Below are 19,459 nucleotides of genomic sequence, written 5' to 3'. Positions count from 1 at the left end.
TCGGCACCGGCCGCCGAGTGTGACCGATCCGGCCCGCTCGGTGCAGCGCAGGCGGGCGTCAGGCGCCGTCGGGCGTCAGGCGCCGTCGGGCGTCAGGCGCCGTCGGGCGTCAGGCGCCGTCGGGGCGCGGGGACGCATCGAGCTCGGTCGCGACGACCCGCGGTGCCTCGGACATGAAGCGTCGGACGTCGAGGTCGACGATGATGTCCTGCGGCCGCAGCGGGCGGGTCAGGTAGAGCCCCTCGAGCGACGTCAAGCGCGAGAGCGCCACGTACGTCTGCCCCGCGCTGAACACCCGGTTGCCGAGGTCGACCACCGCGCGGTCGTACGTCGACCCCTGCGACTTGTGGATCGTGACCGCCCAGGCCAGGCGCAGGGGGAACTGCTGGAACTCCCCCACGGTGTCCTTCTTGAGCTCCTTCTTGTCCGGGTCGTAGGAGTACTTGAACTTCTCCCACACGGACGGCTGGACCTCGAACGACTCCCCGTCGACGTCGACCCACACGGTGTCCCGGATGGCCGTCACGACGCCGAGCGTGCCGTTGACCCAGCGCTGGTCGGGGTCGTTGCGCAGGAACATCACGTGCGCGCCGGGCTTCAGCTCGAGTGCCTCGTCCGCCGGGAAGTTCCGTCCCCCGAAGTCGCCGTTGACGTCGGCACGGGCGGTCTTCACCTTGCCGGGCAACCGGTCGAGCGCGGCCTTGTTGATCCGCGAGACCGTGTCGTTCCGGGTCGCCAGGGTGATGGCGTCGTCCGGCGACGGTCGGGCACCGGCGGTGTTGAGCTGCCCGGCGATGTCGGCGGTGACCCGCCCGTGCCGCACCGCCGTGAGCATCGCGGCGAAGGCGTCGTCACGCTGCCGGTGCACGGTCGCGAGCTCGACGATGTGCAGTTCGGCCTCGAGCCAGACCTTCGCGTCGAAGAACCACATCGACCGGTAGTGGTCGGTGAAGTACGCGCGCTCGTCCCCGTCGCCGGGCACCGGTGGCAGCTGGTACGGGTCCCCGAACATCACCACCTGGACGCCGCCGAACGCCTCGAACTGGCGCCCCCGGGCCTTGCGGAGTGACCGGTCCATCGCGTCGAGCAGGTCCGCGTTAACCATCGAGACCTCGTCGATGACCAGGGTGTCGATCGTGTTGAGGAGCTTCCGGGTCTCCGGGCCCTGCCGGAGCTCGGCGTCCGCGATGAGCCCGATCGGCAGCCGGAAGAGCGAGTGGATCGTCTGACCGCCGACGTTCAGCGCCGCGACGCCGGTCGGGGCGCAGATGACGACCTGCTTCTCGGTGTTCCACGACAGGTGGTTGAGGAGCGTGGACTTGCCCGTCCCGGCCCGACCGGTGATGAAGACGTGGTCGCGGGTGTGCTCGATGTACTCGAACACCGCCCGCTGCTCGGCGCTGAGCTCGACGCTCACCGTCCGGCCGTCCCCGGTGCCGGCGTGGTGTCGGCGCCCACCGCGGTGGCCTCGGCCGAGGGCCCGGGGTCGTGCGGGGCGCGTGCGCCGCGTGCGTCGTGCGGGTCGGGCGCTGCACGATCGCCGCGCAGTCGGACCAGCGTCACGACGACGACCGTCACGAGCAGCGCGACCCCCGCGAGGACGAGGACGATGCCGGCCCGTGCCTGGTCTGCGAGCGGGGTGGGACCCCACTCGCGGCCCATCGCGCCGAACCACGACGCCTGGAGCAGCCCGAGCGGCCCCTGCATCGCGATGCCGAGCGAGACGGTGCCCGCAGCCACGACGACCGCGCCGACGATCCGCACGAGCGCCGCGCCGGTGCTCGCCGTCCGGGCTCCGGCGGCGATCGGCGTCAGGAGCGTGGGCACGGCGAGCAGCCCCACGACCAGGAGCCCGAGGTCGACCAGGGTGCGGCCGGAGGGGTCGCTCACCGACCACCGGAGGACCTGGGTGGCGTAGAGCCCCCACCACACCGCGGCCAGGAGCACGAACGACGGGAACGGCTGTGCGAGGTACCGGACGACGCCGTTGTCGACGAGCAGGCCCGTCCACTCGCGGACGCCCGTCGACCCGTCGTCACGCGGGTGCACGGCGGCACGGATCAACCGGACGGGCGCCGCGGCCCAGAGGAGTGCGGGGACGACGAGCCCGAGCAGCACGTGCGCGCCGACGTTGGCGGACAGCAGGAAGCGGTCGTACGTGTGCAGCGAGCCGGACGTCGCCAGGACCAGCGTCACGACCGCGATCGCGGCGGCGATCGTGCGCTGCACCGGCCAGGAGACCCCGCGACGCCGCAGTCGGACCACGCCGGCGGTGTACGCGGCGGCGACGAGGACGGCGGCCATCAGCCAGAACAGGTCGACGTTCCAGGCGGTGAGCCATCCCCACGACCCCGGGTCGCCGGGGAGCGGGTCGTCGGTCAGCAGCTCGGCGGGGGTCGGGTTCGTGGTCTTGCTGAGGGCGACCTCGCCGACCGGGGTCGCGGTGCGCCCGAGTGCCGCGGCGAACCCGCTCGCGACCCCCATGACGGCGAGTTCGACGAGCACGAGGGTCCAGAACGGGCCGCGGCGCTCCGGGGCGTCGGTGAGCGACCGGATCGCCCGCCGACGCTGCACCGCGCCGAGCACGCCGATGCCGACGAGTGCCGCGGTCTTCACGAGCACGAGCACCCCGTACGGCGTGAGCAGGTTCGCCGGGGCGCCGACACGGATGATCGCGGAGGCCGTCCCCGACACGGCCACGAGCACGAAGCAGCCGAGCGCGATGCTCGAGTACCGCGCGACGACGAGCGGCAGCCGGTCACCGGGCAGCACGCCCCGCAGGAGCACGACGAGCAGCAGCCCGCCGACCCACAGCGCGGCGCCGACCAGGTGCAGCCCGAGCGCGGTGACGGCCGAGTCGTGGCTGGCGGTGCCGGCGGCGTGCCCCTGCTGCGCGAGCGGCACGAGTCCGACCATCGCGATGCCGGCGGTGAGCGCGACCATGCCACGCCCGCGGACCGCGAAGCAGAGCACCGTCACGGCGGCGGCGACGAGCACGGAGACCAGCCATGAGGTACCGAGGTCGGTCCCGGTGAGGAACACCCCCATCGACTGGCCGAACTGCTCGTCGAGGCTCAGGGCCGACCCGGCGACGGACAGGAACGTGAAGAAGGTCGTGGCCGCGGCGGCGACGGTCCAGACCCCGGCGGCACCGGCCGCGACGTCGATCGCACGGTTCCACTCGGGGCGACTGCGCGACAGTCCGACGACGGTGAGCGTGAGGCCGCCGATCGTCGCTGCTGCACTGAGGTCGACGACCAGCCGGGCGATCGGCAGACCGAAGCGGACGACCGCTCCCGGGTCCGCGATGAGCGCACGGTCCGCCCCGCCGCCGATCACGAGGGCGACGAGGAGCGAGACGAACCCGACGAGCAGCAGCACGGCGGGGCCGGCGATGCGTGCGATCCGGTCCACCCGACAAGCCTAGGCGGTGCCCGGCCGACCACGGCACGCCGGTGGGCCGACCTGTGGGCGGTGGGCGGTGCCTCCCGGCTGTGCAGGAGAGCCGCCCGCCGGATGCAGCGGCCCCGGGAACGACGGAAGGGACGGCCGAGGCCGTCCCTTCCGGTGCTGCTGAGCGGTCTTACTTGACGGCAGCCTTGAGCTTGGAGCCGGCGCTGACCTTGACCGAGTCGCTCGCGGCGATCTCGATGGCGTCACCCGTCTGCGGGTTGCGGCCGGTGCGCGCGGCGCGGTGGGTCTTCTCGAAGGCGATCCAACCCGGGATCGTGACCTTGGTGCCGTCGGCGACCGACGACGAGACGACGCTGAACAGCGCGTCGACGACGCCGTTGACGGTGGCCTGGCTCTGGCCGGACTCCTGCGCGACGGCAGCGACGAGCTCGGTGCGGTTCAGTGACTTGTCAGCCATGGATGTCCTCCTCGGACTTCTTGCAGTGTCGGTGGGACGTCGGGACGCCCGCCCGCCCGGAGCGGGGTGCCCTGGACGTGGTGGTCCCGAGGACGAGCACGCCCGGCGGAACCGTCAGCGAACCTACCAGCCGAGCGGGGTGCGGACGACCGACTCGCCCGGATTTCCGGGGTTGTCGAGGGTCTGGAGGGGTCCGAGTGACGGATGTGGCGACCGTGTACCCCGCTCGGGCCCGGGACGACGAACGCCCCGTCCCTCTGCAGGGACGGGGCGTTCGGTGGAGCTGGTGCTTACCAGGAGCTCTTCGTGATGCCCGGCAGCTCGCCACGGTGGGCCATGTCGCGGAAGCGGACACGGCTGATGCCGTACTCACCGAGGTGGCCACGGGGGCGACCGTCGATGGCGTCGCGGTTGCGGTAGCGGACCGGCGACGCGTCGCGCGGGAGCTTCTGCAGGCCGACGCGGGCGGCCTCACGCGACTCGTCGGTGCCGTTCGGGTCCACGAGGGCCTTCTTCAGCTCGAGACGACGCTCGGCGTAGCGCGCGATGACCTCGGCGCGCTGGTTGTTCTTCGCGATCTTGCTCTTCTTCGCCATGCTTAGCGCTCCTCACGGAAGTCGACGTGCTTGCGGATCACCGGGTCGTACTTCTTGAGCACGAGGCGGTCCGGGTTGTTGCGACGGTTCTTCTTGGTCACGTAGGTGAACCCGGTCCCCGCGGTGGAGCGGAGCTTGATGATCGGACGGACGTCCTGACCCTTCTTGGCCATCAGATCTTCTCCCCACGGGCGAGGAGATCCTTGACGACAGACTCGATGCCGCGTGCGTCGATCACCTTGATGCCCTTAGCGCTGAGCGTGAGCGTGACGTTACGACGAAGCGAGGGCACGTAGTACGTCTTCTTCTGCACGTTCGGGTCGAAGCGGCGCTTCGTCCGGCGGTGCGAGTGCGAGATGTTGTGTCCGAAGCCGGGGGTGGCTCCGGTCACCTGGCACACTGCTGCCATGGTTTCCTCCTGAGGTACCGAGCGACCGGACGGCCGCTCCCAAGGTCACTTGCCTGGCGCACACGCGCTCGTCACCGGAGGTGACCGCAGCGAGGGGGTTGTGCGCGCCGCCCAGGCCCGCTGACCCTGTCGAAGGACCGTCGGACACCGCGCGACCGCGGCGTACGCGACGGTCGGAGGGCTTGGAACAACTGGGTCTGCCACGCGGACGCGGCGGACCAGGGGTCAACGTTACGGGACGGCCGCGCGTGTCGCAAGCCGGGCCTCCCGACCGGGTCCCACCGGTACCGGCCTGGACGCGCGGCTCGGCCCCGTCACGCCGGTTCCGGTCCGGCCCGTCGGCCCACCGAGTGGGTGCCTTCTGTCGCGCTCGACCGTCTCCACCGACGATCTCTGCCCGCGGGGCAGGTCACCGACGGCATGTCGTGCTCGCTCGGTGCCGGCCGCCCGGCGGCTCGGCAGCACCGCACCCGGACGCCCGGACGCCCGGACGCCCGGACGCCCGGACGCCCAGCCGACCAGCTGACCAGCCGCGCCGGCGCCTACGGCCCCGCGGTCGGCCGCGGTGCCAGCGCCTGCACCAGCAGCGCGCCGAGCTCCCTCGGGGCCGTGAACATCGGCCAGTGCCCGGTCTCGAGCCCCAGGATCGTCAGGTCATCCACCGCGACGAGCTCCGTCGTCCACGCGTGGTGCTCGGCCACCATGGCCGCGAGGTCCTCCGCCGGGAGCTCGCACGACACCACCGTCGCGGGGATCGCGTGCCGTGCGGGGTCGGCGTAGTGGAAGGGATCGGTGGGCACGGCCGCGGGCTCCGGGACCGCCCGCCGCTCGAGGTCCTCGCGCCGTTCCGGCGTCATGCCGCGCACCGTCGCCGGCTCCCACACGTCCCACGACGGCAGCGGCACGACGCCGTCCACCACGGGCAGTTCGTCGTTGACGACGGCTCCGTCCGGTCCGGGGAAGGTGTCGACGTAGAGCAGGTGCGCCACGAGCGACGGCCGCTGGTCCGCCGCCATGAGCACCATCGGGCCGGCACCGGAGTGCCCGGCGAGCGCGACGGGCTCGTCCGGCGTCGCCACGGCGTCGAGGACCGCCACGATCTCGGCGACCTGCTCGTCGAGCGTGTCACCGGTCCGCGTGATCGCCTGGACGGAGTGCCCGGCCTCCTGCAGGACGGGCGCCACCTCGTCCCATGCGCTCGCGTCGAGCCAGAACCCCGGGACCAGGATGACGTGCATGCGCGGGAGGTTACTCGCCGGTGCGCGCCGCGGTGCAGACCGCGCACTCGCCGAAGATGTCGACGACGTGGCTGGCGTTCGTGAAGCCGTTCGCCGCCGCGACCTCCTGCGCCCACCGCTCGACCGGGTCCGCCTCGATCTCGACCGTGCGGCCGCAGTTCCGGCAGATCAGGTGGTGGTGGTGCGCGTCGGTCGTGCAGGCCCGGTACAGCGACTCGCCGTCCTGCTGCAGGGAGTCCGCGTCACCCTCCGTCGCCAGGTCGGCGAGTGCCCGGTACACGGTGGCCAGCCCGATCGTGGAGCCGCCGTCCCGCAGGTGCTGGTGGAGCGCCTGCGCGCTGACGAACCCCTCGGTGCCGGACAGTGCGCTGCGCACGGCCTCACGCTGCCAGGTGTTCCGCTTCGGCTTCTGCACGGCGTTCACGCGGTGACTCCTTCCCTGCGGGTCGCGTCGGTCGACGCGTCGGTCCCGGTCTGGAGGCGCGACCCGCCCCCGTCGGTCTGCTCACGGTCCGCGATGCGGTCGCGTCCGCGCCTGTCCCTGCGGCTGCCGACGATCCGGCACACCACCCAGATCACGAACGAGATCGTCGTGACGTAGGGGCTGATCGGCAGCCCACCGCCGAGTGCCAGCAGGATGCCACCGACGACCGACACGACCGCGAACACGGTCGAGAGCACCGGGACGACGACCGGGTGCGAGGTCAGGCGGAGTGCTGCGGCGGCCGGGGTGACGAGCAGCGAGAGCACCAGCAGCGCGCCGACGATCTGCACGGACACCGCCGTGGCGAGCCCGAGCGCGAGCATGAACACGATCGCGAGCATCCGCACCGGGACCCCGGCAGCGGCGGCGACGTCGGGGTCGACCGACGAGAACATCAGCGGGCGCCAGATGACCAGGAGCGTCACGACGACGATCGCGGAGACGACGATCAGCGAGGTCAGCTGCGGGTTGTCGACCGAGACGATCTGCCCGGTGAGCAGCCCGAACTTGTTGGCCGCCCGGCCCTTGTAGAGCGCCAGGCAGAGGATGCCGAGCCCGAGGCCGAACGGCATGAGCACGGCGATGATCGAGTTCCGGTCCCGAGCCCGCGAGCCGAGCAGGCCGATGAGCAGCGCGGCGACGACCGAGCCGACGAGCGACCCGGTGACGACGTTCACGCCGAACAGCAGCGCGGCGCTGGCCCCGGCGAAGGACAGCTCCGAGATGCCGTGCACCGCGAAGGGCATGTTGCGGGCGACGACGAACGGGCCGATGAGCCCGCCGACGATGCCGAGCACCGCGCCGGCCCAGATCGAGTTCTGCACGAGCACGAGGAGCTCGCCGTAGTCCTGGAACGAGAAGACGGTCGACAGCACGTCCATCAGATGCGCCCTTCGTCCGGGGTGGTGGCGTGCGGGTCGGGGTCGCAGTGGTGGTGCGCGCCGGTCTGGTCGTGGGCCTCGTTCGCGCCGACGATGACGATCCGGCCCATGGTGCGGACGACGTCGACGGGCGTGCCGTACAGGTCGGTGAGCACGTCGGCTCGGAGGACCTCGTCGGGGGCGCCGATGCGGAAGCGTCCGCCGGCGATGTAGAGGACACGGTCGACGACGTCGAGGATGGGGTTGACGTCGTGGGTGACGAACAGCACGGCGGCGTCCTGATGTCGGCGCTGCCGGTCGATCAGCTCGGTGACGCCGCGCTGGTGGCGGAGGTCGAGCGAGATGAGCGGCTCGTCGCAGAGCAGCAGGGCGGGGTCGGCGGCGATCGCCTGCCCGACGCGGGTGCGCTGCTGCTCGCCGCCGGACAGTTCGGCGACCGGGGCGTCGGCGAACGCGGTGGCACCGACCTCGTCGAGGATCCGGTCGACCCGAGCGCGCTCGGCCCGGCTCGCGGGCAGGACCCCCCACCGGGAGCCGGTCACCCCCTGAGCGATCATGTCCCGCGCGCGCAGCGGCGTGCCGGACTCCATGAGGCGCTGCTGCGGGATGTACCCGATCCTCCGGTGCCCGCGCCGGACGGGCTGCCCGAGGAACGACATCGTCCCGCTCGTCAGGCGCTGCTGCCCGAGGACCGTGCGCAGCAGCGAGGTCTTGCCGGCGCCGTTCGGCCCGAGCACGGCGACGAACTCACCGGGCGCCAGGTCGAGGTCGAGGTGCGACCAGAGCGCGCGGGAGCCGTACGACAGCGCGGCGTCGCGGAGGGCGAGCACGGCGGAACCGCCACGGCCGGGGGCCGCAGCGGTTCGCGAGGGGGTCTGGACCGCGGTCACTTCGTGAGCGCCCCCGTGATCTCGTCGATGTTCGCCTGCTGCCACGAGACGTAATCCTCCCCCTTCGGGAGCGTCTCCGTCACACCGACGACCGGGATGTCGGCCTGGTCGGCAGCCTTCTTGACCTGCTCGGTCTCTGCGCTGGAGGTCTGCTCGTTGTAGGCGAGCAGCTCCACCTGCTTCTCGGTGAACAGCTTGAGGGTGTCGTTGAGCGCCGCCGGCGGGACGTCGTCGCCCTCCTCGATCGCCTCCGAGAAGGCCTCGGGCGTGACGTTGTCCAGGCCCATCGCGTCGAACAGGTACCCGGGCACCGGCTCGGTGTACGACACCTTCTGACCGTCGACCTTCTCCTTCGCCGCGGCGGTCTGCGACTCGAGGTCGTCGAGCTTCGTGGTGAGGGCCTTCGCGTTCCGCTCGAAGGTGTCGGCGTGCGCTGAGTCGAGCTTCGTCAGGCGCTGCTCGAGGTCGGCCACGAGCTTCACCATGGTCGGGTAGTCGTAGAACACGTGCTCGTTGAACTCCGCGTCGCCGCCCTTGTCGAGCCCGGAGAGGTCCACCACGTTGATCGTGTCGGCCTTCGTGTTCGATGCCTTCGCCAGGGTGGTCATGAAGTCGTCGTACCCGCCGCCGTTCTCGATGAGCAGGTCGGCCTTCGACACCGCGAGCTGGGTCTTCGCGCTCGACTCGAACGAGTGCGGGTCCTGCGAGGGGTCGTCGAGGATGCTCGTGACCTCGACGTCGTCGCCGCCGATCTCCTGCGCGATCGAGCCGTAGACGTTCGTCGATGCGACGACCCGGACCGTCCCGTCGCCCGAGGCGTCACCGGAGGCGGAGGACGTGGCGCACCCGGTCAGTGCGAGGGCTGCGGCGCCGACGACGAGCGGCAGGGCGAGGAAGCGGCGGTTCTGCATGCTGCGAGCGTACGGCTTGCTGATAACGGTTGTCAAAATCAACCGCCCGACGGTCTGGAGGCGCGGGGCCAGCTGGCACCGCGCCTCCCGTCCGACGAGTGCACGGTCAGGGCTTCGTGGCCGCGTCGATCGTGTTGTCGGCGATCGTGTCGTCCTCGCGGCCGGGTGTCCGCAGGTTCCACTTCTTGATCACGAACGAGAACAGGAAGTAGTAGACGACGGCGTACGCCAGGCCGATCGGGATGAGCCAGATCGCCCCCTCGGCCTTGCCGAAGTTGAGCACGTAGTCGATGGCGCCGGCCGAGAACGAGAAGCCGTCCCGGATGCCGAGCGCGTTGACCAGCGCCAGCGAGGTGCCCGTGAGCACCGCGTGGATGACGTACAGCGGGAACGCCACGAACATGAACGAGTACTCGAGCGGTTCGGTGATGCCCGTGACGAACGAGGTGAGCGCCGCCGAGAGCATGATGCCGCCGACGAGCTTGCGGTTCTGCGGCTTGGCGTTGCGCCAGATGGCGAGCGCACCGGCGGGGAGCGCGAACATCATGATCGGGAAGAACCCGGTCTGGAAGATGCCGGCGGTCGGGTCCCCGTTGAGGAAGCGGGCGATGTCGCCGTGCCAGATCGTGGTGCCGTCGTTGAAGCTCCCGAGCTGGAACCACGGGAAGAAGTTGAGCAGCTGGTGCAGGCCGATCGGGATCAGCATGCGGTTCGCGAAGCCGAAGATGCCGCCGCCGATCACAGCGTTGTCGGCGACCGCCTGACCCGCTGCCGTCAGGGCGATGTCGAAGTAGCGGTACACGAAGGACATCAGGACCGCGATCACGAGACCGGCGGCGGCCGTCAGGATCGGCACCAGGCGGCGACCCGAGAAGAAGCCGAGGAAGTCCGGCATCTTCGTCCGGTGGAAGCGCTGCCACATCGTTGCCGCGACCAAGCCCATCACGATGCCGCCCAGGACGCCGTAGTTGATCATCTTCTGGTCGCCGTTCGCGTCCTCGACGCCCGCCAGGACGATCGGTGACATGACCTTCCAGACCTCGTACATGACCATGTAGCCGACGACCGCGGCGAGCGCCGTGGTGCCGTCCGACTTCTTCGCCCAGCCGATCGCGATGCCGACCGCGAAGAGGAGCGGCAGCCACGTGAAGATCGCGTTGCCCGCGGCGCCGATGACCGAGGCACCCTGCTCGAAGCCGGGGATCGCGCCGAGCATGTCGCTCTGTCCGAGGCGGTTCAGGATGCCCGCGGCCGGCATGACCGCGATCGGCAGGAGCAGGCTCCGACCGAGGCGCTGGGCGTTCGCGAAGAGCTTCGACTGCTTCTTCGGGGTCTTCTTCTCCGGCACGTCCGTTGCAGCAGCGGTGCTCATCGGCGTTCCTCTCGTCATCGGGTGGAGCTGGGGCACTGGGGAGTTGAGTCACGTGCACGGCCCGGGTAGCCTCGGCGGTACCGCCGGGAGCGGTCCTGTCCGGTCATGACCAGTTCCGTAGTCTGAACCGGTGACCAGATGCGTGTCAACCCGGCACGGAATCCGCAACGAGGAGGAAACGATGGCCGACATCAAGGCAGCCGACATCATCGCCGCACTGGGTGGCGCGGACAACATCGACGAGGTCGAGGGCTGCATCACGCGCCTCCGCGTCGAGGTGGAGGACGGCGACCTCGTGGACAAGGCCGCCCTGCAGGCCGCTGGCGCTCAGGCCGTCGTCGGTGGCGGCACCGGGTGGCAGGTCATCGTCGGCCCGATCGCGGACAACCTCGCGCAGGACATCAACGACTCGATCGACGGCGACGAACTGTGACCGCGGTCCGGACCCCCTTCGCGGGCCCGGTCGTCGCACTCGCCGACGTGCCCGACCCGGTGTTCGCCGGGCAGCTCGTCGGCGCCGGGGTCGCGGTCGACCCGACGGGCGTCGAGGGCGCGGTCACGGCGATCGCCCCCGTGGACGGGACGATCGTGAAGCTGCACCCGCACGCGTTCGCACTGCAGGGCTCTGCGGGGACGGACGTGCTCGTGCACGTCGGCATCGACACCGTGAAGCTCAAGGGCGAGGGCTTCGAGCTGCTCGCGGCCGAGGGCGACACCGTGCACGCCGGGGACCCCGTCGTGCGGTTCACCCCGAGCGTGATCGAGGCCGCCGGCTTCTCCCCCGTCTGCCCGGTCGTCGTGCTCGGCAGCTCGCCGGACTCGGTCGAGCAGGCCACGGTGGGCACGACGCTGGCCGAGGGCGCCACGCTCTACTCCGTCTGACCGCACAGGCCGGTCGCGGGCCAGCGGGCTACGCGACCGCCCGGCGGGCGGTGACCTCCATCTGCACCCGGTACCGGTCCGAGCGGTACCAGGACCGGGCGTGCTCGACCGGCCGGTCCGCCGAGTACGACACCCGGTCGAACTCGAGCAGCGGCGCCCCGGTCCGCGTCCCGAGCAGCGTCGCGACGTCGTCGGCCGCGGGCTTCGCCGCCACCGTCTGCTGCGCGCGGTCGATCGGCGTGCCGTACGTGTCCGCCGCGAGCGAGTACACCGACCCGGACAGGTCCTGGTCAAGGAGCCCCGGGAACGCCGACGCCGAGAGCCACGCGTCGTCGACCGACACCGGTGCCCCGTCCGCCATCCGCAGGCGCTTGAGGTGGTACGCGGTGTCCTCGGCGTCGAGCCGCAGCGCCGCCACGGTGTCGGCCGGCGGGACCCGTTCCTCGCGGACGAGGACGACGGTCGTCGGCACGTGCCCGAGCGAGCGCATCTCCTCGGTGAACGACGCCAGGTGCAGCGTGGACTGCACGGGCCGGTGCGCCACGAAGGTGCCCTTGCCGCGCACACGTTCCAGGTAGCCCTCGTTGACGAGCTGCCCGAGGGCCTCGCGCACCGTGATCCGGGACACCCCGTACTCGGTGATGAGCTGCCGCTCCGAGGGGATCGCGGCGCCGGGGGCGAGCCGGGTGGTCGCGAGGTCGAGCAGGATCCGCCGGAGCTGCTGGTGCTTCGGCTCAGCGCCCTCGGTGATGCGGCTCGTCATGCGGTCCTCGTGCTCCGGTGCTCGTCGGCTCGAAGGCGGTGGTCGCCCAGCTGGTCCTGCGCGGACATGACCAGTCGTCCTCACAGTAGCGATCAGGGTGCGAGAAGCCAACGCCGTGACAAGATGACGCCCGTGACCTCGGTGGTGATCGTGGACGACGAGACCCTCGTCCGGTACGGCTTCGAACTCATCCTCGGCGCAGCGGCGGACATCGACGTCGTCGCGACGAGCGGTGACGTCGACGCCGTCGAGACCGTGCAACGGCACGCCCCCGACGTCGTCCTGCTCGACGTGCGCATGCCGCGGGTGAACGGGCTCGAGGTGCTCGCCGCGCTCCGGCAGCTGCCCGAGCCCCCGGCCGTCGCGATGCTGACCACGTTCGACACCGACACCCAGGTGGTCGCCCGGGCGATGGAGTCCGGGGCGGCCGGCTTCCTGCTCAAGGACACCGACCCCGAGTCGCTCGCCGAGTACGTCCGGGCGCTCGCCCGCGGCGGCATCGTCCTGGCGCCGGGCGTGGACCGGACCCGGCTCTTCGCCCACCGGCCGACGACGCCGGCACCGGAGCTGTCCGACCGGGAGCACGCCGTGGTGCGGCTCGTCGCCGAGGGCGCCAGCAACCCCGAGATCGGCCAGCGCATCGGCGTCAGCACCGGCACCGTCAAGGAGGACGTCCGCGCCCTCCTCGCCGCGTTCGGTGTCACCACCCGCGTCCAGCTCGCGCTCCGCGCGGCGGAGGCCGGGCTGCTCGATGGCTGAGCCGACCACGGCCGGTCGCCTCCGTCGACTGCTGGTGCGGGCGGACGGGAGGCTCGACGCACTCGTCGACGCCGGCCTGCGTCGCGCACGGGCCCACCCCGCCCCCTGGTGGCTGGTCGACGCGCTCTTCCTCGCTGCCGCGGTCGTCGACGCCGTCCTCGACATCGCGGGTGCCACGACGACCGAGATCACCCTGTCGCTGGTCGCTGCCGGTGCGCTCGTCCTCCGTCGGCGCCTGCCCGTCCTGACCTTCGCGCTGACGATGCCCGGTCTGTTCATCGGCTCCGGCGTCGTCGCGGCGAGCATCGCCCTCTTCACGCTCGGTGAGCGCACCGACCGGCGGTGGCTCATGCTCGTCGCCGCGGTCGTGCAGTTCGTGGGCTTCAGCGGCTTCGTCGTCGGACCACCGCAGCAGCTCGACGAGATCGTCGTGTCGGTCGTCTACGCCCTCATCTTCGCGCTCGGTCCGCTCGCGATCGGGCTGCTCGTGCGGACCCGGGCCGTCCTGGTCGACCGGATCGCCGAACTCGGCGCCTCCCGTGCCGAGGAACGACGCCGCGCCGCCGAGGTCGCCCTCTCGCGCGAACGCGCCCTGCTCGCGCGCGAGATGCACGACGTCGTCTCGCACCAGGTGACCCTCATCGCGGTGCAGGCCGGCGGCGTGCAGATGGCCGGACGCGACGAGCAGGAGCGGGCGTTCGCACGGACGATCCGGCAGCTGTGCGTCGTGACCCTGCAGGAGCTGCGCGAGATGGTCCAGGTGCTCCGGGCCTCCGGCGGCACCGACCGTGAGATCGCACCGCAGCCCGTGCTCGCCGACCTGCCGCGACTCGTCACCGCGAGCGGACTGGAGACCGAGGCGGCCGTCGACCTGCCCGACACCCTGCCCCTGCCCGTGCAGCGCGCGGTCTACCGCTTCGTGCAGGAGGGCCTGACGAACGTCCGGAAGCACGCCCCCGGCGCCGTCGTCCGGATCAGCGGACGGCTGCACGGCGACGAGGTCCTCGTCGACCTCGTGAACGGCCCCGCACGAGCCGACCGCCTCGAGCTGCCCGGGTCCGGGCTGGGGCTCATCGGACTCGGTGAACGCGCGTCGCTCCTCGGCGGACGGCTGGACTCCGGCCCGCAGCCCGGCGACGGCTTCGCGCTGCACCTGCGCCTGCCCGTCGAGCACCGACCGATCGCCCCCGTCCCCTGAGCGACGGGGTGAGCGGGCCGTGGACGACGGAGGCCAGCCCTCCGGAGGACGGCCGGTGGCCGATCGGCCACCGGTGTTCACGCCACCGCCCGATGCACCGACCCGGCAGGTTCGGCTGTGATGGCAGCGTGGTCCAGTCAGCTCTCGTCGCCAGCATCCGTCGACACCCCGTCTCCGTGGGTGTCGGGGTCGCCTCGGTCCTGCTCGCCGTCACGGCACGCGTCGCGCACGCCGAGCCGGACTTCCCGCACCACCCACCGGTCGCCTGGGCCGCCCTCGCGGTCGTCGTGGCCGTCACGGTGCTGGCCGAACGCACGCTCGGGTCGCTGCGCACCGTCCTGGTCGGCGTCGGTGCCCCCCTCGCGGCCGTCGGCGTCACCTTCCTGGCGGTGACGGTCGGGTCGGCGATGGGCGAGGCCCACGCCGAGGCCGCCGCGGGCGAACCGCTGTTCGCCCCGTCCGCCGTCGCGACCGCCCTGCTCGCCGCGGCCTCCGCCACGATGCCGCCGGCACGTCGGCGCCGCGTCCGAGCCGTCCTGTGGACGGTGGTGCTCACCCTGGTGCTGTTCGCCGGTCACGGGTCCGACACCGCTCGTGCCCTGGCGACCCTGTTCGGGACCGTCGCCGGAGCGCTCGTGGTGCGCCGCGCCTCCCGACCGGCCCCGACCGCGCCGCGCACTGACCGGACCGTCGCCGCCCACCCGCGGTCGATCGTCGTCGCGACGCTCGTCGCCCTCGGTGCGGGCACCCTGGTGACGCTCGTCGTGCCGGAGCCGGACGGCGTCCTGTCGCCGTTCGCCGGTGCCATGAGCGACCGGGCGACCGTGCTCGTCGGGGTGCTCCTGGTCGGGGCCGCCTGGCTCGTCCAGCGCGGCCGTCGCACCGGCATCGTCCTGGCAGCGGGCCTGCTCGTGACGCTCACCGCCGTGCTCGCCGACGTCTTCCTCATCGAGCCGCTGCAGGACGGCTTCGTGCAGTGGCAGGGCATGACCACCGACGAGGTCGAGTGGCAGGTCACGCTGCTCGGCGCCTGGGCCGTCCCCGCCGCCGTGCTCCTGGCGATCGTGGTGCTCCGTGGCCAGCTGGTGCGGGCCCGCTTCCGTGCGACGCCGACCTGCGACGAGGACTACCTCGGCATGCTCCGCGACGGGGACGCGGGCACCCTCGGGCACATGGGTACCTGGCGCGGCAACGCGACCTGGACCCACCCCGACGGGCTCGGTGCCGTCGCCTACCGAGTGCACGGCGACGTCGCCCTGACCGTGTCGGACCCGGCGTGCGCCGCCGCGGACCGGGCCGAGGTGGTCGCTGCGTTCGCCCGAGCCTGCGAGCGGAACGGCTGGACCCCCGCGTTCACGAGCGTGCACGAGCCCGTGCGGGCGATCCTCGCGGCCGAGGGGTGGGCGTCCTTCCCCGTCGGCGTGGAGTCCGTGCTCGACGTCACGACGTTCGACCTGCGCGGCAAGAAGCGCCAGGACCTGCGCACCGCGTCGAACCGCGCCGACCGCGAGGGGCTCCGCGACGAGTGGACGACGCTCGCCGCCCTCGACGCCGACCAGCGCGCGCAGGTCGAGGCGATCTGCACCCGCTGGGCAGCCGATCGCCGTCTGCCGGAGATGGGCTTCACGCTCGGTGGGTTCCGCGAGCTCGAGGACCCGGACGTCCGACTGCTGCTCGCCGTGACCGCCGAGGGTCGGGTGACCGCGGTGACGAGCTGGCTACCCGTGTACGAGCACGGTGCCCTGACCGGGTACACGCTCGACGTCATGCGGCGCGGCGAGGACGGGATGCCCGGGGTGATGGAGTTCCTGATCGCCCGGACCGCCCTGCGTGCGCGCGAGGCCGGCCTCACCACCATCAGCCTCTCCGGCACGCCGCTCGCACCGCACACCGACGCCGGGTCGTGGGTGGCCCGCGGGTCGGCGCTCCTCGCCCGGGCGCTCGAGCCCGTGTACGGCTTCCGGTCGCTGCAGCGCTTCAAGGAGAAGTTCGGCGCGCGCCACGAACCGCTCTGGCTCGTCGTCCCGAGCGCACTGCAGGCACCCCGGGTCGCCCGAGCGCTCACCAGCGCGTACGTGCCCGGGCTCCGTCCCAAGCACCTGTGGGCACTCCGCCAGGCCCACGTCGCACCGGTCGCGAAGCAGCCGGCCACCCGCTCGTGAGCCCCTCCGAGTGGCTGCTCGCGACCCAGCTGCAGGCACCGAACAAGCTCGTGCCCGCGGACCTGGCGTTCGCCGTGCTCGCGACCGCCGTCCTGCTGCCCGCCGTGCGCCGGTGGCGGTCGCGGCAGGCGTGGCGCCGGGCGGCCCTGCGCGCCGGCATCGCCGCGGCCGCTGCACTCGTCGTGCTCGCCGCCTGCTGGTTCACCACGCAGGTCGTCGACCTGTTCGGCGTCGCGCTCAGCCCGATCACGCAGATGTGGAGCGCCTTCGCCGGTGCGGCCCTCGCCCTTGCCGTCACCGGCCTGGTGCAGGGCGGCCGCTGGCGTCGTGCGATCGCGATCGTCCTGGTGCCGGCAGCGCTCGTCGTGCCGGCGCTCGGCATCAACGTCGAGTTCGGCAAGTACCCGACGCTCGGCACGGTCGTGCAGAGCGACCCGTGGCCCGCCTACGACCGGGCCGCCGCTCCCCTCGACACGATGCCCACCGCCGGGGTCGTCCGGACCGCGCGCATCCCCGGGACCCGATCGCACTTCGACGCGCGGCCGGCCGTCGTCTACCTGCCGCCGGCAGCCCTGGTGCGCGACCCGCGCCCGCTCCCCGTCGTCATCGCCTTCTCGGGCCAGCCGGGCGCCCCCGGGGACCTGTTCACCGCCGGTCGTCTGGCGGAACCCCTGGACGCGTACGCCCGCGCGCACGACGGTCGGGCGCCGATCGTCGTCAGCGTCGACCAGCTCTCCGCGCCGGGCAAGAACACGATGTGCGTCGACTCACGGCTCGGGAACGTGGCGACCTACGTGATGCACGACGTGCCGACGTGGATCGCCCGGCACCTGCCCGCGACGACCGACCGGAAGGCCTGGGGGCTGACCGGGTTCTCGCAGGGCGGCACGTGCACGATGCAGTTCCTCACGGGACACCCGTCGGAGTTCGGCGCGGCGCTGGCCGTGTCGAGCGAGCTCCAGCCGACCGACCAGGGCCCGCAGCACAGCGCCGACCAGGCGTTCGGCGGGTCCGTGGCGGCATGGCGGGCGGCGGCGCCGATCGCGCAGATGCGGGAGCACGGGCTCGACGGACACGCCCTCTGGCTGACCGCGGGGTCGTCCGACCGGGAGTTCACCGAGAACGCGCGGAAGCTCGGTGCGGCCGCACGGGAGGCCGGGGCCCGCGTCGAGATCGGGTCGGCGCCGGGCAGCGGTCACGACTGGAACACCGTGCAGTGGTCGTTCCGGTCGTACGTCGGGCCGTTCGCGGACGCGCTGTCCGCAGCGGGGTGACGGGAGCGCGCCTCAGGCGTTGCGGACGAGCCAGGCGAACTGGTCGTCGGCGAGCTCGCGGTCGGTCCACACCTGACCGAGCACGCCGTCCGGGACAGCGACCGACGCCGGCCCCTGCCAGACGAGCGACAGTCCGGCCTTCCGCAGCACCGCGGCCGACGCCGGGTTGCTGGTCAGCACTCGACCGGTGACAGGCACGCACGGTGCTGTCCGGTGCGCCTGGTCGATCGCTGCCGCGGCGACCTCGCTTGCGTAGCCCTGTCCCCACGCCGCAGGAGCCAGTCGGTAGCCGAGGTTCCAGACCCTCGCAGCCGTCATGTCGACGCCGCCGACGCCGACGAACGCACCGTCCGTCGTGCGGACCGTCCACGATCCGAGGCCGTGGCGGGCTCGCCCACCGATCTTCCGCTGCACGAGGTCGACCGTCGTGGCGCGGTCGGCGTGCCGGCCGGAGGGCAGGTGCCCCCACGTCCGCGCGTCGGAGAACACCGCGTGCACGTCGTCGATGTCGGCGGGCGTGAGCGGTGTCAGCACCAGGCGATCCGTCCGGATCTCCTGCTGTGGGGTCAGGAGCTGGTGGGCCATGCTCCGATCATCACCCGCACCCCCGACAAGCGGGTGGACACCACGCGACGTCCGCGCGATCCGGCCCGGTCCTGCGGCTTCCCGCAGTACCGGGCCGGACCAGGACCGTCGGAACGCGTGCTCAGTCGAGCAGCAGCGCCGGCTCCTCGAGCACCGAGGCGATGTCGTGCACGAAGCGCGAGGCCACGTCACCGTCGACGACCCGGTGGTCGAAGGACGCGCCGATCGTCGTGACCATGCGCGAGCGGACCTCGCCGTCGACGACCCACGGCTTCGGCTTGATCGTGCCCATGGCGACGATCGCGACCTCGCCCGGGTTGAGGATCGGCGTCCCGGTGTCCATGCCGAACACACCGATGTTCGTGATCGTCACGGTGCCGTCCGCCATCTGCTGCGGCGTGGTCTTGCCGTCACGCGCCGTCAGGGTCAGGTCCTCGAGCGCCTTGGCGAGCTCGAACAGGGACATGTCCTGCGCGTCCTTGATGTTCGGCACGATCAGCCCGCGCGGGGTCGCCGCAGCGATGCCGAGGTTCACGAAGTGGTGGACGATGATCTCCTGGTCGGTCCAGGTCGAGTTCACCGACCGGTTCCGACGGACGGCCCAGATGACCGCCTTCGCGAAGACCAGCAGCGGCGAGACCTTGACGCCGGCGAACGTCGGCGAGGACTTCAGGCGCTTGACGAACTCCATCGTGCGGGTCGCGTCGACGTCGACGAACAGGGACACGTGCGGTGCCGTGAACTTCGACGTGGTCATCGCCTTCGCGATGGCCTTCCGCACGCCCTTGACCGGGATGGTCTCGCGGCGGACGTCGCCCCACTCGGGCGTCTCGATGTTGCGGAAGACGCCGGCCTGCTTCGCGTGGCGGATCACGTCGTCGCGCGTGACCTCGCCGGCGAGACCGGTCGGCACGACCTCGGTCAGGTCGACGTCGAGGTCCTTCGCGAGCTTGCGGATGGGCGGCTTCGCCAGCACGATGCCCGACACGACGGCCTTGCGCGGTCGGGAGCCCTGCTCGCCGACGGCCTGCGAGATGGTGTCCTCGCCCGGGTCCGAAGCGGCCTCGGCCGCGGCGACGGCGTCCGCACTGGAGGCACGGCTCGCCTCGGCCGCGAGCGCTGCGGCCCGACGGGCGCCCGGCTTCCGGCGGGACGGGGACGTGGTCGCGGAGCCGTACCCGACA

The 19,459-nt window shown here is 72.1% G+C and carries 21 protein-coding genes; 6 read left to right on the top strand and 15 right to left on the bottom strand.

Annotated elements, in window-relative coordinates; all coding sequences use genetic code 11:
- Nucleotides 1–109 precede the first annotated feature (109 nt).
- The 12 genes from D8M35_RS10075 to D8M35_RS10020 form a co-directional block, all read right to left on the bottom strand.
- On the bottom strand, nt 110–1,417 hold the full coding sequence (locus tag D8M35_RS10075; protein ID WP_126891739.1) for an ATP-dependent RecD-like DNA helicase: 1,308 nt from the start codon (nt 1,415–1,417) through the stop codon (nt 110–112).
- Nucleotides 1,414–3,414 (bottom strand): cytochrome c oxidase assembly protein, encoded by a 2,001-nt coding sequence (locus D8M35_RS10070; RefSeq protein ID WP_126891738.1) that lies wholly within the window; start codon nt 3,412–3,414, stop codon nt 1,414–1,416. Before D8M35_RS10070 ends, D8M35_RS10075 begins: the two co-directional genes overlap by 4 nt.
- Before the next feature lie 169 nt (nt 3,415–3,583).
- Nucleotides 3,584–3,871 carry an HU family DNA-binding protein gene (locus tag D8M35_RS10065; RefSeq protein WP_058727660.1) on the bottom strand — a complete coding sequence of 96 codons (288 nt, stop codon included), beginning with the start codon at nt 3,869–3,871 and terminating at the stop codon, nt 3,584–3,586.
- A 290-nt stretch (nt 3,872–4,161) separates the two neighbouring features.
- Nucleotides 4,162–4,467 carry a 30S ribosomal protein S14 gene (rpsN, locus tag D8M35_RS10060; protein WP_022903745.1) on the bottom strand — a complete coding sequence of 102 codons (306 nt, stop codon included), beginning with the start codon at nt 4,465–4,467 and terminating at the stop codon, nt 4,162–4,164.
- Nucleotides 4,468–4,469: 2 nt separating this feature from the next.
- The gene (gene rpmG / locus D8M35_RS10055; protein ID WP_022908193.1) at nt 4,470–4,640 is read right to left on the bottom strand and encodes a 50S ribosomal protein L33; all 171 of its coding nucleotides are present in this window, start codon (nt 4,638–4,640) and stop codon (nt 4,470–4,472) included.
- Nucleotides 4,640–4,876: a 50S ribosomal protein L28 gene (rpmB, locus tag D8M35_RS10050; RefSeq protein ID WP_022903747.1), complete on the bottom strand. Its 237-nt coding sequence runs from the start codon at nt 4,874–4,876 to the stop codon at nt 4,640–4,642. Before rpmB ends, rpmG begins: the two co-directional genes overlap by 1 nt.
- Nucleotides 4,877–5,418: 542 nt before the next feature.
- Nucleotides 5,419–6,114 (bottom strand): alpha/beta fold hydrolase, encoded by a 696-nt coding sequence (locus tag D8M35_RS10045; RefSeq protein ID WP_126891737.1) that lies wholly within the window; start codon nt 6,112–6,114, stop codon nt 5,419–5,421.
- A 10-nt stretch (nt 6,115–6,124) separates the two neighbouring features.
- The gene (locus D8M35_RS10040; RefSeq protein ID WP_081984565.1) at nt 6,125–6,538 is read right to left on the bottom strand and encodes a Fur family transcriptional regulator; all 414 of its coding nucleotides are present in this window, start codon (nt 6,536–6,538) and stop codon (nt 6,125–6,127) included.
- Nucleotides 6,535–7,479 carry a metal ABC transporter permease gene (locus tag D8M35_RS10035; RefSeq protein ID WP_126891736.1) on the bottom strand — a complete coding sequence of 315 codons (945 nt, stop codon included), beginning with the start codon at nt 7,477–7,479 and terminating at the stop codon, nt 6,535–6,537. Before D8M35_RS10035 ends, D8M35_RS10040 begins: the two co-directional genes overlap by 4 nt.
- Nucleotides 7,479–8,369, bottom strand: coding sequence for a metal ABC transporter ATP-binding protein (locus D8M35_RS10030; protein ID WP_126891735.1), 891 nt, complete (start codon nt 8,367–8,369; stop codon nt 7,479–7,481). The genes D8M35_RS10035 and D8M35_RS10030 overlap by 1 nt, the downstream gene beginning before the upstream one ends.
- Complete coding sequence (locus tag D8M35_RS10025; RefSeq protein ID WP_126891734.1) at nt 8,366–9,280, bottom strand: metal ABC transporter solute-binding protein, Zn/Mn family; 915 nt, start codon at nt 9,278–9,280, stop codon at nt 8,366–8,368. Before D8M35_RS10025 ends, D8M35_RS10030 begins: the two co-directional genes overlap by 4 nt.
- A gap of 106 nt (nt 9,281–9,386) precedes the next feature.
- A complete protein-coding gene (locus D8M35_RS10020) occupies nt 9,387–10,652 on the bottom strand; it encodes a PTS transporter subunit EIIC (RefSeq protein ID WP_126891733.1) in 1,266 nt (421 codons plus the stop codon).
- Nucleotides 10,653–10,812: 160 nt separating this feature from the next.
- Here D8M35_RS10020 and D8M35_RS10015 point away from each other — a divergent pair, with 160 nt between their 5' ends.
- Together D8M35_RS10015 and D8M35_RS10010 are read left to right on the top strand one after the other, a co-directional pair.
- Nucleotides 10,813–11,085: a glucose PTS transporter subunit EIIB gene (locus D8M35_RS10015; protein WP_274542773.1), complete on the top strand. Its 273-nt coding sequence runs from the start codon at nt 10,813–10,815 to the stop codon at nt 11,083–11,085.
- Nucleotides 11,082–11,534: a PTS glucose transporter subunit IIA gene (locus D8M35_RS10010; protein WP_126891732.1), complete on the top strand. Its 453-nt coding sequence runs from the start codon at nt 11,082–11,084 to the stop codon at nt 11,532–11,534. The genes D8M35_RS10015 and D8M35_RS10010 overlap by 4 nt, the downstream gene beginning before the upstream one ends.
- 28 nt (nt 11,535–11,562) lie before the next feature.
- Here D8M35_RS10010 and D8M35_RS10005 read toward each other — a convergent pair whose 3' ends face one another.
- A complete protein-coding gene (locus tag D8M35_RS10005) occupies nt 11,563–12,297 on the bottom strand; it encodes a GntR family transcriptional regulator (RefSeq protein ID WP_126891731.1) in 735 nt (244 codons plus the stop codon).
- A 123-nt stretch (nt 12,298–12,420) separates the two neighbouring features.
- Between D8M35_RS10005 and D8M35_RS10000 the strand changes: the two genes are divergently transcribed.
- From D8M35_RS10000 to D8M35_RS09985, 4 genes are all read left to right on the top strand, one after another.
- Nucleotides 12,421–13,056, top strand: coding sequence for a response regulator transcription factor (locus D8M35_RS10000; protein WP_126891730.1), 636 nt, complete (start codon nt 12,421–12,423; stop codon nt 13,054–13,056).
- Nucleotides 13,049–14,254, top strand: coding sequence for a sensor histidine kinase (locus D8M35_RS09995; RefSeq protein WP_126891729.1), 1,206 nt, complete (start codon nt 13,049–13,051; stop codon nt 14,252–14,254). The genes D8M35_RS10000 and D8M35_RS09995 overlap by 8 nt, the downstream gene beginning before the upstream one ends.
- 128 nt (nt 14,255–14,382) lie before the next feature.
- On the top strand, nt 14,383–16,416 hold the full coding sequence (locus D8M35_RS09990) for a bifunctional lysylphosphatidylglycerol flippase/synthetase MprF (RefSeq protein WP_126891728.1): 2,034 nt from the start codon (nt 14,383–14,385) through the stop codon (nt 16,414–16,416).
- Nucleotides 16,413–17,690 carry an esterase family protein gene (locus tag D8M35_RS09985; protein ID WP_126891727.1) on the top strand — a complete coding sequence of 426 codons (1,278 nt, stop codon included), beginning with the start codon at nt 16,413–16,415 and terminating at the stop codon, nt 17,688–17,690. The genes D8M35_RS09990 and D8M35_RS09985 overlap by 4 nt, the downstream gene beginning before the upstream one ends.
- Nucleotides 17,691–17,702: 12 nt before the next feature.
- On the opposite strand, the gene D8M35_RS09980 is transcribed toward D8M35_RS09985, so the two are convergent.
- Both D8M35_RS09980 and D8M35_RS09975 read right to left on the bottom strand, forming a co-directional pair.
- Nucleotides 17,703–18,275 carry a GNAT family N-acetyltransferase gene (locus D8M35_RS09980; RefSeq protein ID WP_126891726.1) on the bottom strand — a complete coding sequence of 191 codons (573 nt, stop codon included), beginning with the start codon at nt 18,273–18,275 and terminating at the stop codon, nt 17,703–17,705.
- 121 nt (nt 18,276–18,396) lie between these two features.
- Nucleotides 18,397–19,459: dihydrolipoamide acetyltransferase family protein (locus D8M35_RS09975; protein ID WP_174234732.1), on the bottom strand; the 1,063-nt coding region annotated here is incomplete at its 5' end.

Source organism: Curtobacterium sp. HSID17257 (genome assembly GCF_003989515.1).
Taxonomy (GTDB): Bacteria; Actinomycetota; Actinomycetes; order Actinomycetales; family Microbacteriaceae; genus Curtobacterium.
This window is presented reverse-complemented; position numbering and strand designations above follow the sequence as displayed.

Coding starts and splice junctions, on each gene's coding strand:
- D8M35_RS09995 (WP_126891729.1), top strand. CDS start 13,049: ATGGCTGAGCCGACCACGGCCGGTCGCCTCCGTCGACTGCTGGTGCGG.
- D8M35_RS10000 (WP_126891730.1), top strand. CDS start 12,421: ATGACGCCCGTGACCTCGGTGGTGATCGTGGACGACGAGACCCTCGTC.
- rpsN (WP_022903745.1), bottom strand. CDS start 4,467: ATGGCGAAGAAGAGCAAGATCGCGAAGAACAACCAGCGCGCCGAGGTC.
- D8M35_RS10005 (WP_126891731.1), bottom strand. CDS start 12,297: ATGACGAGCCGCATCACCGAGGGCGCTGAGCCGAAGCACCAGCAGCTC.
- D8M35_RS10065 (WP_058727660.1), bottom strand. CDS start 3,871: ATGGCTGACAAGTCACTGAACCGCACCGAGCTCGTCGCTGCCGTCGCG.
- D8M35_RS10020 (WP_126891733.1), bottom strand. CDS start 10,652: ATGAGCACCGCTGCTGCAACGGACGTGCCGGAGAAGAAGACCCCGAAG.
- D8M35_RS10035 (WP_126891736.1), bottom strand. CDS start 7,479: ATGGACGTGCTGTCGACCGTCTTCTCGTTCCAGGACTACGGCGAGCTC.
- D8M35_RS10025 (WP_126891734.1), bottom strand. CDS start 9,280: ATGCAGAACCGCCGCTTCCTCGCCCTGCCGCTCGTCGTCGGCGCCGCA.
- rpmB (WP_022903747.1), bottom strand. CDS start 4,876: ATGGCAGCAGTGTGCCAGGTGACCGGAGCCACCCCCGGCTTCGGACAC.
- D8M35_RS09980 (WP_126891726.1), bottom strand. CDS start 18,275: ATGGCCCACCAGCTCCTGACCCCACAGCAGGAGATCCGGACGGATCGC.
- D8M35_RS10045 (WP_126891737.1), bottom strand. CDS start 6,114: ATGCACGTCATCCTGGTCCCGGGGTTCTGGCTCGACGCGAGCGCATGG.
- rpmG (WP_022908193.1), bottom strand. CDS start 4,640: ATGGCCAAGAAGGGTCAGGACGTCCGTCCGATCATCAAGCTCCGCTCC.